Here is a 14,910-nt window from a genome sequence, read left to right as displayed (position 1 = left end):
ATTGTAGTAGAGAAATGGGTTCTCGTTGCGACAACCCCTGACAAAAAAGCCATAAAGCAGAGAAAAACCCTAATACATCATAGAGGTAGCGCAGCGGCGGAAGACGTAAACAAATGTTTCAGTGAGCAAACCAGGTGCCGTTGCGCCAGTGCCTGCGCCAGATAATCCACAGCGTCAGGCCGCGCAGCAGCAGGAACACGGTCATTGCCAGCCACAGCCCATGATTACCCAACCAGGGAACGCTGCACAGGGTTAAGGCAAAACCGACCGCGGCTATCGCCATGCCGTTACGCATCTCGCTGGCGCGCGTGGCGCCAATAAACATCCCGTCCAGCAGATAGCATCCCACTCCCGCCAACGGCATCACAACCTGCCACCAAAGATAGCGATGGGCCAGCTGCTGCAGCGGCTGTAGCGAGGTCAGCAACGCGACTATCTGCTCGCCACACAGCGCATAGAGTAACGAGAAGGCGATGGCTACCACCACCGACTGGCGGCAGGCAGCGTGCCAGACGCTGAGCAGGCGCTGGCTGTTGCTGGCGCCGTAGGCTTCGCCGGCGCAGGCTTCCACCGCATAGGCAAAGCCGTCGAGGGCATAGGCGGTAAAAGTCAGGAACATCAGCAGCACTGCATTGACCGCCACCACATCGCTGCCGAGCCGCGCCCCTAAGAGGGTCAGCGAGGCGAAGCAGATTTGCAGCAGCAGCGAGCGCAGCATGATGTCGCGATTAAGTCGCAGCAGGCGCCCCAGGTTTCCGCGCCAGGCATTGAGTAATAGGCGCAGCGACAGGCCGCGCAGTACCATCACCCGCCACACCAGCAGCAGCCCGACAATAAAGCTGACGTACTCCGCAATAGCGGTGGCCGCCGCCGCGCCCTGCACGCCCCACCCCAGGCCGATAACGAACCACAGGTCGAGCAGAATATTCACCAGGTTACCGACCACCAGCAGGATCACCGGCGCACGCGCATACTGCACGCCCAGCAGCCAGCCGAGCAGCACCAGGTTAGCCAGCGTTGCCGGGGCGCTGAGCCAGCGGATCTGCATAAACAGCGCCGCCTGGTGCAGCACCGCCTCGCTGCCGCCGGTCAGACTGAGCGCCAGCTGAGTGAGCGGCGTTTTCAGGATGATGAACAGCAGCCCGGCGAGCAGTGCCAGCAGCAGCGGCTGCATTAGCGCGCGCGCCAGCGCAGGTTTGTCCTGCGCGCCAAATGCCTGCGCGGTCAGCCCGGTGGTGCTCATACGCAGGAACAGCAGCAGCATAAACAGGAAGCTGGTAACGGTAGTACCGACCGCAACGCCGCCCAGGTAAACCGGGCTATCGAGATGGCCAATCACGGCGGTATCCACCAGGCCTAGCAGCGGCACGGTGATATTGGAGAGGATCATCGGCAGCGCCAGCCGCCAGAGGTGTTTATCAGCTGTAGTGAGGAGTCGCATGGTGCGTTACCAGGATTTCACAGGGGTCGGTATCTGGATTTAGTCGGGGTCGGTCATGACCGACCCGCTTAGAGGGAGTAACTGCTACAGCCAGTTGCCGTTGCGGATCACGCCGACGGCCAGACCTTCGATGGTCAGCGTCTGGTTACGCAGGTCAACCACGATAGGCTGGAATTCCGGGTTTTCCGGCAGCAGATGCACGGTGTTACCCTGGCGCTTCAGGCGCTTAACGGTCACTTCATCATCGATACGGGCAACCACCACCTGGCCGTTACGCACATCTTCAGTTTTATGTACCGCCAGCAGGTCACCATCCATAATGCCGATATCTCTCATCGACATTCCGCTGACGCGCAGCAGGAAATCGGCGCCCGGTTTAAACAGGTCAGGGTCCACTTTGTAGTGGCCTTCGATATGTTGCTCAGCCAGCAGCGGTTCACCTGCGGCGACGCGACCAATCAGCGGAAGACCGTCTTCTTCTTCCATCATCAGGCGGATACCGCGTGAAGCGCCTGAAACAATCTCAATCACGCCTTTACGCGCCAACGCTTTGAGGTGTTCTTCAGCGGCATTCGGGGAACGGAAACCGAGCTGCGTAGCAATCTCTGCCCGTGTCGGCGGCATGCCGGTCTGGTTAATGTGGTCGCGAATCAGGTCGTAAACCTGCTGCTGCCTTGCCGTTAGTGCTTTCATCCCGCCCCCTGGTTGTTTATACAGTCGACTGTGAGTATATACAGGTATTTGCGCGATGAAAACCTAAAGTTGGTCAAAATTCAGTTTGTTGCAAATTTTGGAAAACTCATCGCAAATGCGGCACTAACAGCATAATCCAGACAAAAACAGCCAGCAAAATCGTCAGCAATACGGCTGCCGAACCCATATCTTTCGCCCGGCCTGCCAGCGGGTGAATTTCACTGCCGATGCGGTCGACGACCGCTTCAACGGCGCTATTGAGCACCTCAACGATAATCACCAGCACCACGGAGCCGACCAGCAGAACACGAGTGATGGCGTCCACGTCGAGCCACAGAGCAACAACAATGGCAACAATAGCGGCGATAGCCTCCTGACGAAATGCCGCTTCATGCTGCCATGCCGCGCGTAAACCTTTCCAGGAATAGCCCGCAGCTTTTATAATCCGAGTCAATCCGGTGACGTTACTTGCCATAATCAGGGAACCCTTTACGATGTTGAGCGTCAATGTCTGGGTGGCGCACATTTTGCAACACCACAGAATCTGTTGGCGCTTTCTGGTATGCTTGCGGCGCTTTGCTAACAAGAGGCTTCATGTTGTCTATGTCAGGTTGGCGTAATTTATATTATAACTTATTGAATCTACCAGTTAAATTCCTGGTAAAAAGCAAGGCGATCCCCGCTGAGCCGGTTGCCGAGCTCGGGCTGGATACGTCGCGCCCTATTATGTATGTACTGCCTTATGATTCAAAGGCCGATCTCCTTGCACTGCGAGAGCAGTGCCGCAAGCAGGATCTCCCCGATCCGCTGGAACCGCTGGAGATAGACGGGGCCGTTTTGCCACGTCATGTGTTTATCCATGATGGCCCACGCGTATTCCCCTATTTCGTGCCGAACCTTGAGTCAGTCAAGCTGTTCCATGAATATCTCGACCTGCACCGCAGCCATCCGGACCTGGATGTGCAGATGGTGCCGGTATCGGTGATGTTCGGGCGCTCGCCGGGCCGCGAGGTTCAGGGCGATGCACAGCCGCATCTGCGGATGCTGAACGGCATTCAGAAATTCTTTGCGGTGCTGTGGCTGGGCCGCGACAGCTTTGTGCGCTTCTCGCCGATGGTCTCTTTACGCCATATGGCCACCGAGCACGGCACCGACAAGATTATTGCCCAGAAGCTGGCCCGCGTGGCGCGGATGCACTTTGCCCGCCAGCGTCTGGCTGCCGTCGGGCCACGCCTGCCGGTGCGTCAGGACCTGTTCAATAAGCTGCTGCAGTCGAAAGCTATCGCCAAGGCGGTGGAGGATGAAGCGCGCAGCAAGAAAATTTCCCATGAGAAAGCCCAGCAGAACGCCGTTGAGCTGATGGAAGAGATTGCTGCCGACTTCTCCTACGAGGCGATTCGCCTCACCGACCGCATCATGGGCTGGACCTGGAGCAAGCTGTATCAGGGCATCAACGTTAATGGCGGCGAGCGCGTGCGCCAGCTGGCGCAGGACGGGCATGAAATTGTTTACGTCCCCTGCCATCGCAGCCATATGGACTACCTGCTGCTCTCTTACGTACTGTATCACCAGGGTCTGGTGCCGCCGCATATCGCTGCCGGTATCAACCTGAACTTCTGGCCAGCCGGTCCGATCTTCCGCCGCCTGGGTGCGTTCTTTATTCGCCGCACCTTCAAGGGCAACAAGCTCTACTCCACGGTGTTCCGCGAATATCTCGGCGAGCTGTTTACCCGCGGCTATTCGGTGGAGTATTTCGTTGAGGGGGGCCGTTCACGTACCGGTCGCCTGCTCGACCCGAAAACCGGCACGCTGTCGATGACCATTCAGGCGATGCTGCGCGGCGGTAATCGCCCAATTACCCTGGTGCCCATCTACATCGGTTACGAGCACGTGATGGAAGTGGGTACTTACGCCAAAGAGCTGCGCGGTGCGACGAAAGAGAAAGAGGGCTTTATGTCGATGGTGCGCGGGCTGCGTAAGCTGCGCAACCTCGGTCAGGGCTACGTCAACTTCGGTGAGCCGCTGCCGCTGGTCTCCTACCTTAACCAGCAGGTGCCGGAGTGGCGTGACGCGATCGACCCTATTGAAGCCCAGCGCCCGGCGTGGCTGACCCCGGCCGTCAACGATATCGCCCAGAAAGTGATGGTGCGCATCAACAACGCCGGTGCCGCTAATGCCATGAACCTGTGCGTCACCGCGCTGCTGGCCTCACGCCAGCGTTCGATGACGCGTGAACAGCTGACTGAACAGCTCGACTGCTATACCCAACTGCTGCGCAACGTGCCCTATTCGCCGGACTCCACCGTGCCGGATATGACGCCGGAAGCGCTGCTGGAACATGCGCTGAGCATGAATAAGTTCGAGCTGGAGCAGGACAGCATCGGTGAGATTGTCATTCTGCCGCGCGAGCAGGCGGTGCTGATGACCTATTACCGCAACAACATTCATCACATGCTGGTCCTGCCGTCGCTGATTGCTGCGATTCTGATGCAGCACCGCGAGATCGACCGCGCCGGGCTGCTGCGCCAGGTGAGCGTGGTTTATCCGATGCTGAAGGCCGAGCTGTTCCTGCGCTGGGATATTGCAGAACTGCCTGCGGTGCTGGATGCGCTGATCGCGGAGATGGCGCGCCAGGGGCTGCTGAATGCCGATGAAAGCACGCTGCGCCTGAGCCCGGGTCGTTTCCGCACGCTGCAGCTGCTGGCGGCTGGCGTCCGTGAAACCCTGCAGCGTTACGCGATTACCTTCTCTATCCTCAGCGCTAACCCGGCAATCAATCGCGGTACGCTGGAGAAAGAGAGCCGCACCATGGCCCAGCGCCTGTCGGTGCTGCACGGGATTAACGCGCCGGAGTTCTTTGATAAAGCGGTGTTTACTTCACTGGTGCTGACGCTGCGTGATGAGGGCTATATCAGTGATTCTGGCGACGCCCAGGTCGAGCGCACGCAGCAGGTTTATCAGCTGCTGGCCGAGCTGATCACTCAGGAAGTCCGGATGACGATTGAGAGCGCGGTCGCGCCCGACTGAGAACAGGATCTACGGGCACCCGATATGCGTAGAGGTCGACCTTTTTTCCGGTCGACCTTTTTTATTGCGCGGGCATCACTACGGGCCGATCGAAACAGAAGATCGGCCCCTACGATTCACGGGCACCCGATCCGTGTAGGGGTCGGGCATGCCCGACCCGCTACTGCCAGATGCCCAGCACCACGCCGACGAACAGCGTGAAGCCTACCCAGTTATTATTGAGAAACGCCTTGAAGCACAGCTCGCGCTGGCGATGGGCGGTCAGCTTCTGTTGATAAACAAACAACCCCGCCGCCACCAGCATCGACCAGTAGAAGGCACTGCCCAGCCCGCTACGCATGCCAACCAGCGCCAGCAGGCCCAGCGCCGCCAGCTGCAGCACGCCGTTAATCAAATTGTCGAAGCGCCCAAACAGGATTGCCGTCGATTTCACGCCGATCTTCAGGTCGTCATCGCGGTCGACCATCGCATACTGCGTGTCGTAGGCCACGGTCCAGCAGATATTGGCGAGGAACAGCAGCCAGCAGTTCAGCGGCACGCTGCCGCTCACTGCCGCCCAGCCCATCGGGATCGACCAGCCAAACGCCGCACCGAGCACCACCTGCGGCAGATGGGTATGGCGCTTCATAAACGGGTACATCCACGCCAGCGCCAGGCCACCAAATGACAGCCAGATAGTCAGGCGGTTCATGGTCAGCACCAGCGCAAAGGAGATAAGCACCAGCACGGCAAACAACACTTTGGCCTCTTTACTGCTGACCGCGCCGCTCGGCAGCGGGCGCCCGCGCGTGCGCTTAACGTGGCCGTCGATTTTACGGTCGGCAAAGTCATTCACCACGCAGCCCGCGGCGCGCATAAAGAATACGCCCAGCACGAACACCAGCAGCACATTGAGTGGCGGCATCTGCATGCCGGACAGCCACAACGCCCACAGCGTTGGCCACAACAGCAGCAGCGAGCCAATCGGTTTATCGATGCGCATCAGGCGGCTATATGCCGACAGCTTACTCATTGGCAACGTTCTCTCCATGCTACTTGGCCTCCAGGCTGGCGTAGAGCGGTGAAGGCGGTAAAAACAGTTCGGTTAACAGCAGTGGTTTGCCCGCCAGCCGCAGGCGCGAGCGCCGCCCCCACAGTTCCGCACTGTGGCCAACGTCAATAAAATCACGCGTCAGGGTCGAGGTGGCAAACAGATAGCGCCCGAGCGGGACAGTGCCGAGCTGCTGGAGCTTTTGCTCCGGGCCGTTGAGGGTCGATTCCGGCACCAGGGTGCGCGCCACCAGCCACGGCACGCCATCGCCACACAGCTCGATTTCCCGCAGCCAGTATTGAGACTCATCCGGCAGCAGCGCCGCATCCTCTCCCGCTTCCTCAGCGCCAACAAACCCTTCACGCAGCAGATTAACCGTCACGCACTGGCAGTGACGCTCAAAGCGGCGGGTCATGGAATCAACTTCCATCAGCCAGTCGAGCAGGGGGGCGGTTAGCAGGGGTGATGAGTTCGGTAGCCAGTTGATCGCGCGCAACAGCGACAGCGCGTTATCAGCCATAACACTTCTCCGTAAAACGTTTGATGCCTGAGTGTATCGCACACCCCGGGGGCAAACCTATTAAAGCGCGGTAAAAGTGAGGAATTTTGTCAGGAAAAAGCGTGAAAAAAAGTGCGCCCGATAACGCAGCGCACCAGTCATCCCGCCACAACAGCAGTGCGGGGTTTCACGCCGTCCCCCGCCATGGGCTTGCAGCCCATGGCGGGGCAGAGCTTAGCCCTTGCCTTTCACACTGCTGATAAAGGTTTTGCGCGCTGAGGTGGAGCCTAAACGCTCAGCCTCATTCATCAGGCGCAGGGCTTTGTCGATATCGCCCGCTTTCGCCGCCTGGCGGATGCCCTGGTTGAAGTAGCTTTCGGTATCGCTGAGCATCGGTTCGCCTTTGGCTGCAGGCGCTGACGCCGCCGGAGCCGGAGCGCTGGCAGGTGCGCTGCCGCCAACCACCACCGGCTGCGGTTCAGGCTGGTTAAACACCTGGCCTATCATAATGTTGCCGCTACCCTGCTCCGCCTTAACCTTTAGCTTGATCAGGCCATCGCTGACGTGAGTCGCCACCGGATCGGGGATTGACGGCACTGCATTACCCACCCCTTCCGCGTAGGCTTTTGCTGGATTTTTCAGCTGGGTGGTGGTGGTCAGGTCCTGACGGGTGGTGTAGATCAGCAGATAGATCTGCTTCTGGCCCAGCGCCGGGGTGAGCTTCAGCGTTCCCTCCAGCCTGTCCATTGACACCACGCCAGGTTTTTCATACGGGAAGTAGCTACCGGGATAGAAGGCCGCCGGGCGTTTCTGCTCATCCAGCACCAGCACGTTCGGCACGTACACGCGCTTGTCTTTCACCACGCTGGTGAGGGTAATCTCCAGCGAGCCGCGATCGGCGGGCAGCGTCACGGCGGCAACCGGGCCGGTGATTTCGCCCTGGTTGAGCGACTGCGACGAGGCGTTCAGCTGGATATCGTTCGAGACAGGCGGCGTCATCGGCAGCCAGGAGAGGCGCTGAAGCGCGTCCGCCGGGATGCTCGGTGCCACCGCCACGTTAGTCGGAGAAGTGAAGGTTTCCGCCTGCGACAGCGGGGCTGCACCGAGGCCAAACGCGGCGATCAGGCAGAGAGACAGCAGATTTTTTTTCATTTTAGGTTCCTCAAACGGACAACCCCGATGCCGCCAGGCAATGCAACATCGGGGTAAAACATGCGGTCAGGCAGGGGTTACCACCAGGCTTCCATCTGCACGCCGAAGGTGACTTCGTCATCGTTTCCGCGGCTGAAGGTTTTGGCGCTGGTATCGTTGTAGGCGGTGCCGGAGGTGAAGCCGGTATCGTCCGCCGTGGCGTAGCCCCACTTCTCATCCCACTTGGCGTAAGTTGCGAACAGGCGGATTGCCGGGCGCGACCAGATGCTGTCACCGGCCTGCCACTGCTGGGCAAGGGTCACTTTATACTGGCTGTTGCGATCGCCGGTTTCCTGCGACTTGACGTTGTCATAGCCGAGCTCCAGCAGGGTGCTCATGATTGGCGTCCATTTGTACATCGGGCGCACGCCGGCGGTGTACCAGGTGGTGCCGTTCTGGTTGTCGCGGTCCACATCCTGGAACATCGCCACGTACATCAGGCCCCATTTGTCATTGAAGTCGAGCGCGCCATGGTCGATTAAGCGCATCATTTTGCCGTTGTTATCAATGCTGGAACCTTCGGTACGGCCGTTACGCTGGGAGGTCAGCGCATCGGTCGCGTACTGCACGACAAACTTGTTGTAGCCGTTGTAGATAGTCTGGGTATGTTCTGCGGTCAGCATCCAGCCATCTTTGGTGGCGCCGTCGGCCAGCGAGTAGCCGTCCTGCACGTTAGCACGACCGTAGTCGACGCCGAACTCCAGCACGCCGCCCGGGTTAGTATTCAGCTCGGCAAGCCGCACGTCGAAGGTGTCGTTAATGGTCGGCACCTGGTTCTGCTGGTTATCGATAAAGCCGTAAGAGCCGCCTGCTTCGCCGTTACGCGTCACTGCCATCGACAGTTTACCGAAGCCGAGATCGACGTTTTCCAGACCGGCACCCGGCCCGGAGATGTCCCAGTAGTAGAAGTCGATCATATGGACGTCATGACGCTGATAGAAGCGTTTACCCGCCCACAGGGTAGAACCTGGCAGCCACTCGATCAGGTTTTTACCCTGCACGTTCACTTCACGAAAGCCGGGATCGACGCTTTCGAAATCTGAACGCTGAGACACGGCATAGGCCAGGTTGGTGTCGAAGTAGAAGCTCTTATCGCCCTCTTTCCACAGCTCCTGCCCGAGTTTTAATTCGGCGTAGGTTTCACATTCGTTACCCAGACGGTATTTGCTGTTGGCCCCGGTCGCCTGGAAGCACTGCTGCTCGCCGCCGCTGCCGGTCCAGCCGATGCCTGAACGCGCATAGCCTTTAAAATCTACCGCCGCTGCCTGGCCGGAGATGGCCATCGCAATGGCCACTGCCAGAGGATATTTCAGCTTAATCATTCTGTTTGACTCCTGTTATCACTGCTTTTGCTGGAGTGCTTCAACACCCGGTTCCTGATGCAGCCGGCGACAGGCACGACCATCTTCGCGAAACAGATGGCAACGCTGGGGCGGCAGGCCGATGGCGTAATGGGCACCTTCTTCTACCAGCACCACGTCGTTCTGGCGGTAAACCAGGTTCTGACGCAGCGCGGGGATCTGGATATGGATCTGGGTTTCGTGGCCGAGCTGTTCGACCACCTGTACCACACCGGCGAGCGTGACGTCGGCGACCTCGCTCGGCAGCAGGTGCTCGGGGCGAATGCCAAGCGACATATTGCTGCCGGGCTGCACGCCGTCACTTGCGACGGGTAGCCAGATCTGTTGGCGATTCGGCAGCTCAACCTGCACCTGATCAATGGCGGTGGCGGTCACTTTGACCGGCAGGAAGTTCATCTTCGGCGAGCCGATAAACCCGGCAACGAAGCGGTTGGCGGGATAGTGGTACAGCTCGAGCGGTTTACCGATCTGGGCAATGCGACCGCCCTCCAGCACCACGATTTTGTCGGCCAGCGTCATCGCTTCTACCTGGTCGTGAGTGACGTAAATCATGGTGCGCTGTAAGCGCTTATGCAGGCGGGAGATCTCAATGCGCATCTGCACGCGCAGCGCGGCATCGAGGTTTGACAAAGGTTCATCCAGCAGGAATACCTGCGGCTCTGCCACCAGCGTGCGGCCGATTGCCACGCGCTGACGCTGGCCGCCGGAGAGCGCTTTCGGCTGGCGTTCCAGCAGGTGCGCCAGCTGCAGCACTTCGGCGACCTGGTTCACCCGCTGCTGGATTTGCGCTTTCGGCACCCCGGCCAGCTTCAGGCCGAAGGACATGTTTTCCGCCACGGTCAGATGGGGATAGAGCGCGTATGACTGGAACACCATGCCGACGCCGCGCCCGGCGGGCGGCACTTCATTCATGCGGCGGTCGCCAATCAGCAGCTCGCCGGAGGTGATCTCCTCCAGCCCGGCAATCATCCGCAGCAGCGTTGACTTGCCGCAGCCCGAAGGACCGACAAACACCACGAATTCCCCTTCGGCAATCGTCAGGTCAATCGCATCTGATACCACCACGTCACCCCATGCTTTAGTGACATTATTCAGCACCACGCTGGCCATCTGCCTCTCCCTTCCACGCTGTTCGATGGCCGGAGTGTGCGGCAGGCGGCGGCGCGGCAACTCCTCCACCGGGCGCTTTTTTATGGGGGAGGAGAAAGGAGGATGAGGAAACGGGCAGCATGAAGGCAAGCCGGGGCGGCGGCGGAAATTCGTGACGTCACGGGCAAAATCAGGGGGTGTTTTTTGTGCGCGCACACGCAGATTTCACGCTTATGTAAGCGCGATCACATAACGCAATTGGGGGGAGTAGACGCAGGGAGGAAGCCAGTTGCGTGCATTAACCGCAGACTGCGGGCACATCCCGGCTTCTCACACTTAGAGGAACGAAATATGGCGAAGTTCAGATTAAGTACGAAAACCCTGCTGCTGTGCAGCCTGACCTGCGCGCTGCTCCCGGCGACGGCGCTGGCAAAGATTGAAGAGGGCAAACTGGTTATCTGGATCAACGGCGACAAGGGCTACAACGGTCTGGCGGAAGTCGGGAAGAAGTTTGAGCAGGATACCGGCATTAAGGTCTCGGTAGAGCACCCGGACAAGCTGGAAGAGAAGTATCCGCAGGTGGCGGCCACCGGGGACGGCCCGGACATTATCTTCTGGGCACATGACCGCTTTGGCGGCTACGCGCAGTCCGGCCTGCTGGCGGAGGTGTCGCCGGATAAAGCCTTCCAGGACAAGCTCTACCCCTTCACCTGGGACGCGGTACGTTTTAACGGTAAGCTGATTGGCTACCCGATTGCTGCCGAAGCGCTGTCGCTGATCTACAACAAAGACCTGCTGCCCGAGCCGCCAAAAAGTTGGGAAGCGATCCCGGCGCTCGACAAGCAGCTGCGCGCCAAAGGCAAAAGCGCCATCATGTTTAACCTGCAGGAACCCTATTTCACCTGGCCGCTCACCGCCGCTGACGGTGGCTACGCCTTCAAGAAAAAACCTGACGGCAGCTATGACCTGAAAGATGTTGGCGTGGCGAACAAAGGCTCGCAGGAGGGCTTACAGTTCCTCGTCGATCTGATTAAAAACAAACACCTGAATGCCGATACCGACTTTGCCATTGCCGAAGCCGCCTTTAACAAGGGCGAAACGGCGATGACCATCAACGGCCCGTGGGCGTGGGGCAATATTGACAGCGCCAAAATCAACTACGGCGTTACCCTGCTGCCGACCTTTAAAGGCCAGCCGTCGAAACCGTTTGTTGGCGTGCTGAGCGCGGGCATCAACGCCGCCAGTCCGAACAAAGAGCTGGCGAAAGAGTTTATCGAAAACTATCTGCTGACCGATGACGGGCTGGCGAAAGTTAACGCCGATAAGCCGCTGGGTGCCGTGGCGCTGAAGTCGATGCAGGAAAAGCTGGCGCAGGATCCGAAAATCGCCGCCACCATGGCCAACTCGCAGAAGGGTGAAATCATGCCGAACGTGCCGCAGATGAGCGCCTTCTGGTATGCCGAGCGCACGGCGGTGCTGAATGCGATTAATGGCCGTCAGACGGTGGATGCCGCGCTGAAAGACGCGCAGACGCGCATCACCAAATAACCCACCGGATAAGGAATCTCGTATGGTGAAGCCAGCCGGACAGAACGCCCTGAAGTGGCTTGTTATCAGCCTGTTTGCCATTTTCACCGGTTATCTGGTGGTGCTGATGTATGCGCAGGGCGAAACGCTGTTTGCCGCCCTGACGCTGATTGTGCTCAGCACCGGGCTGGTGATTTTCGCCCAGCGCCGCGCCAGCGCCTGGCGCTATGTGTATCCGGGGCTGGCGGGCATGGCGCTGTTCGTCCTGTTCCCGCTGGCGGCCACCATTGCCATTGCCTTTACCAACTACAGCAGCACCAACCAGCTGACCTTTGAACGGGCGCAGACGGTGCTACTGGACCGTCAGTATCAGGCCGGGGAGCACTACAGCTTCAGCCTGTGGCCGGCGGGCAATCAGTGGATTTTACAGCTCAGCGACGACAATCAGCAGCGTTTCCTCTCTGCGCCGTTCTCGTTCGATGAGCAGAAAGACCAGTCTCTGACGCTGCAAGCGCAGAGCAGCAACCCTCCGGGCGAGCGAGCCATGCTGCGCGTGGTGACGCAGAACCGCCAGGCACTGGCGCGCATCAGCGCCATGCTGCCGGACGGCAGCCGCCTGCGCATGAGTTCACTGCGCCAGTTCTCCGCCAGTCAGCCGCTCTACAAGCTGGGCAGCGCGGGTGAGCTGACCAATCAGCAGAACGGCACGGTTTACTGGCCGAACGACGCCAGCGGGTTTTATCAGGCAAAAGACGCCGCGCAGCAGTGGAGCGGCGAGCGTCTCAGCCCGGGCTATACCGTGCCGATCGGCTGGAAAAACTTCCTGCGGGTGATGACCGACGATGGCATTCAGAAACCGTTCCTGGCGATCTTCGTCTGGACCGTGGTGTTCTCACTGCTGACGGTTCTGCTGACCACCGCCGTGGGCATGGTGCTGGCCTGCCTGATGCAGTGGGAAGCACTGCGCGGCCGCGCCACCTATCGCCTGCTGCTGATCCTGCCGTATGCGGTCCCGGCGTTTATCTCGATTCTGATCTTCAAAGGGTTGTTCAACCAGAGCTTCGGCGAGATCAATATCATGCTGCAAAGCCTGCTGGGGATAAAACCGGCCTGGTTTAGCGACCCGACGCTGGCGCGCGGCATGCTGGTGATCGTCAATACCTGGCTTGGCTATCCGTACATGATGATTCTGTGCATGGGGCTGCTGAAGGCGATCCCGGAGGATCTCTATGAGGCCTCAGCGCTCGACGGCGCCACGCCAGGGCAGAACTTCTTCCGCATCACGCTACCGCTGCTGCTCAAGCCGCTGACGCCGCTGATGATTGCCAGCTTCGCCTTTAACTTTAATAACTTTGTGCTGATCCAGCTGCTGACCAACGGCGGCCCGGACCGGCTTGGCACCACCACTCCGGCAGGCTATACCGACCTGCTGGTGAGCTACACCTGGCGCATCGCCTTTGAGGGCGGCGGCGGGCAGGACTTTGGCCTGGCGGCGGCGATTGCCACGCTGATCTTCCTGTTAGTTGGCGGGCTGGCGGTGCTGAACCTGAAAGCCACGCGTATGAAAATCGAGTGAGGTAGATATGGCTGTCGTGCAACCTAAATCGCAAAAGCTGCGGCTGCTGCTGACCCACCTGCTGCTGCTGGCGTTTGTCGCGGTGATTATGTATCCGCTGCTGATGGTGATCGCCATTTCGCTGCGCCCCGGCAACTATGCGATTGGCTCGCTGCTGCCGGAGCATATTTCCTGGGATCACTGGAAGCTGGCGCTCGGCTTTGCGGTAACGCATGAGAACGGCAGCGTGACGCCGCCGCCGTTCCCGGTGCTGCTGTGGCTGTGGAACTCGGTGAAGGTCGCGGCGATCACCGCCGTCGGCATCGTCGCCCTCTCCACCACCTGCGCTTATGCCTTTGCCCGCATGCGCTTTCGCGGCAAAGCCAGCCTGCTGAAGGGGATGCTGATTTTCCAGATGTTCCCGGCGGTGTTGTCGCTGGTGGCGCTGTATGCGCTGTTTGACCGCCTTGGCCAGTATCTGCCATTTATCGGGCTGAATACCCATGCCGGGCTGATCTTCGCCTATCTGGGCGGTATCGCGCTGCATGTCTGGACGATTAAGGGCTATTTCGAAACGATCGATGGCTCGCTGGAAGAAGCAGCGGCGCTGGACGGTGCCACGCCGTGGCAGGCGTTCCGTCTGATCCTGCTGCCGCTGTCGGTGCCGATTCTGGCGGTGGTGTTTATTCTGTCGTTTATTGCTGCCGTTACCGAAGTGCCGGTCGCCTCGCTGCTGCTGCGCGACGTTAACAGATACACGCTGGCGGTCGGCATGCAGCAGTATCTGAATCCGCAGAACTATCTGTGGGGCGATTTTGCCGCGGCGGCGGTGCTGTCGGCGCTGCCGATTACGCTGGTGTTTATTGTCGCCCAGCGCTGGCTGGTCAATGGCCTGACGGCGGGCGGCGTAAAGGGTTAATTCGATTTTGTTGTTGCCACTGCGAGAGTGCTTAGCGTTACCCTGTGTCTTCAGGCGATCTTCGGATCGCCTTTTTTTTATTCGCGCTTCAGCCGGTTGCTGTTCGCCAGCCACAGCGTGACCACTAAGATCAGGATGGCTATGGAATAGGCCAGGGTGTCGAACGGGTTTTTATGGTCGACGATAATCAGGCGGATAATCGCGGTGATGCCGATATAAACAAAGTAGCGCAGCGGGAAGTGGTAGCCCGACTGGAAGTATTTAATGATCAGGGCGATAAACTCGAAGTAAAGGAAGTAGATAACGATGCCTTCAATCAGCAGATACGACGAGGTCTGCTCGCCGGTGTTGAGCAGCACATTGCCGAGGTGGATAGTCTCTTTGCCGAGGAAAATGATCAGGATACAGGCCAGCACGATCAGGCCGGTGTTTAATACCATTTGCAGGGCAAAGGCCAGCCGGGTGGCGGGCGTGTTACGGTCTTGGGAAGTCATCTCGGGTGCCTCAAAGTCATTGTTATCCGTCGGGAATGCCGACGGATACAATATGCTTGAGCGTGACGCAGATCACAACATTTC

Annotated in this window: 13 protein-coding genes; 4 read left to right on the top strand and 9 right to left on the bottom strand. The window is 59.2% G+C overall.

Features of this window, described 5'->3' with window-relative positions; translation table 11 throughout:
- Window positions 1-118: 118 nt before the first annotated feature.
- The 3 genes from dinF to ACLI4M_RS11295 all read right to left on the bottom strand — a co-directional run bounded on the left by dinF (window position 119) and on the right by ACLI4M_RS11295 (window position 2,609).
- Window positions 119-1,441 carry an MATE family efflux transporter DinF gene (gene dinF / locus ACLI4M_RS11305; protein WP_133622189.1) on the bottom strand — a complete coding sequence of 441 codons (1,323 nt, stop codon included), beginning with the start codon at window positions 1,439-1,441 and terminating at the stop codon, window positions 119-121.
- A gap of 84 nt (window positions 1,442-1,525) precedes the next feature.
- The gene (gene lexA / locus ACLI4M_RS11300; RefSeq protein ID WP_048917574.1) at window positions 1,526-2,134 is read right to left on the bottom strand and encodes a transcriptional repressor LexA; all 609 of its coding nucleotides are present in this window, start codon (window positions 2,132-2,134) and stop codon (window positions 1,526-1,528) included.
- A gap of 106 nt (window positions 2,135-2,240) precedes the next feature.
- Window positions 2,241-2,609 (bottom strand): diacylglycerol kinase, encoded by a 369-nt coding sequence (locus tag ACLI4M_RS11295; RefSeq protein WP_133622190.1) that lies wholly within the window; start codon window positions 2,607-2,609, stop codon window positions 2,241-2,243.
- 128 nt (window positions 2,610-2,737) lie between these two features.
- On the opposite strand from ACLI4M_RS11295, the gene plsB reads away from it, so the two are divergent.
- Window positions 2,738-5,161: a glycerol-3-phosphate 1-O-acyltransferase PlsB gene (plsB, locus tag ACLI4M_RS11290; protein ID WP_133624971.1), complete on the top strand. Its 2,424-nt coding sequence runs from the start codon at window positions 2,738-2,740 to the stop codon at window positions 5,159-5,161.
- Window positions 5,162-5,321: 160 nt separating this feature from the next.
- Here the strand turns inward: plsB and ubiA are convergent, their stop codons facing one another.
- From ubiA to malK, 5 genes are all read right to left on the bottom strand, one after another.
- A complete protein-coding gene (gene ubiA / locus ACLI4M_RS11285) occupies window positions 5,322-6,191 on the bottom strand; it encodes a 4-hydroxybenzoate octaprenyltransferase (RefSeq protein WP_133622191.1) in 870 nt (289 codons plus the stop codon).
- A gap of 1 nt (window position 6,192) precedes the next feature.
- The gene (ubiC, locus tag ACLI4M_RS11280; RefSeq protein ID WP_048917577.1) at window positions 6,193-6,711 is read right to left on the bottom strand and encodes a chorismate lyase; all 519 of its coding nucleotides are present in this window, start codon (window positions 6,709-6,711) and stop codon (window positions 6,193-6,195) included.
- A 213-nt stretch (window positions 6,712-6,924) separates the two neighbouring features.
- The gene (gene malM / locus ACLI4M_RS11275) at window positions 6,925-7,842 is read right to left on the bottom strand and encodes a maltose operon protein MalM (protein ID WP_133622192.1); all 918 of its coding nucleotides are present in this window, start codon (window positions 7,840-7,842) and stop codon (window positions 6,925-6,927) included.
- A gap of 77 nt (window positions 7,843-7,919) precedes the next feature.
- Window positions 7,920-9,203 carry a maltoporin gene (locus tag ACLI4M_RS11270; protein ID WP_048917579.1) on the bottom strand — a complete coding sequence of 428 codons (1,284 nt, stop codon included), beginning with the start codon at window positions 9,201-9,203 and terminating at the stop codon, window positions 7,920-7,922.
- Window positions 9,204-9,221: 18 nt separating this feature from the next.
- The gene (gene malK, locus ACLI4M_RS11265; protein ID WP_133624972.1) at window positions 9,222-10,352 is read right to left on the bottom strand and encodes a maltose/maltodextrin ABC transporter ATP-binding protein MalK; all 1,131 of its coding nucleotides are present in this window, start codon (window positions 10,350-10,352) and stop codon (window positions 9,222-9,224) included.
- A gap of 330 nt (window positions 10,353-10,682) precedes the next feature.
- Here malK and malE point away from each other — a divergent pair, with 330 nt between their 5' ends.
- Genes malE through malG form a run of 3 tightly spaced genes read left to right on the top strand, consistent with a single transcriptional unit; the run spans window position 10,683 to window position 14,332 of the window.
- Window positions 10,683-11,879: a maltose/maltodextrin ABC transporter substrate-binding protein MalE gene (gene malE / locus ACLI4M_RS11260; RefSeq protein ID WP_048917581.1), complete on the top strand. Its 1,197-nt coding sequence runs from the start codon at window positions 10,683-10,685 to the stop codon at window positions 11,877-11,879.
- 22 nt (window positions 11,880-11,901) lie between these two features.
- Window positions 11,902-13,434, top strand: coding sequence for a maltose ABC transporter permease MalF (gene malF, locus ACLI4M_RS11255; protein ID WP_133622193.1), 1,533 nt, complete (start codon window positions 11,902-11,904; stop codon window positions 13,432-13,434).
- A 7-nt stretch (window positions 13,435-13,441) separates the two neighbouring features.
- The gene (malG, locus tag ACLI4M_RS11250; protein WP_133622194.1) at window positions 13,442-14,332 is read left to right on the top strand and encodes a maltose ABC transporter permease MalG; all 891 of its coding nucleotides are present in this window, start codon (window positions 13,442-13,444) and stop codon (window positions 14,330-14,332) included.
- A 77-nt stretch (window positions 14,333-14,409) separates the two neighbouring features.
- On the opposite strand, the gene psiE is transcribed toward malG, so the two are convergent.
- Window positions 14,410-14,826 (bottom strand): phosphate-starvation-inducible protein PsiE, encoded by a 417-nt coding sequence (psiE, locus tag ACLI4M_RS11245; protein ID WP_048917584.1) that lies wholly within the window; start codon window positions 14,824-14,826, stop codon window positions 14,410-14,412.
- Window positions 14,827-14,910 lie beyond the last annotated feature (84 nt).

Origin of the sequence: Erwinia sp. LJJL01, from assembly GCF_047300805.2 — a bacterium.
In the GTDB taxonomy this organism is placed as follows: domain Bacteria; phylum Pseudomonadota; class Gammaproteobacteria; order Enterobacterales; family Enterobacteriaceae; genus Erwinia; species Erwinia aphidicola.
Note: the sequence above shows the minus strand (reverse complement) of the source record. Positions and strands in the feature narration are given on the sequence as shown.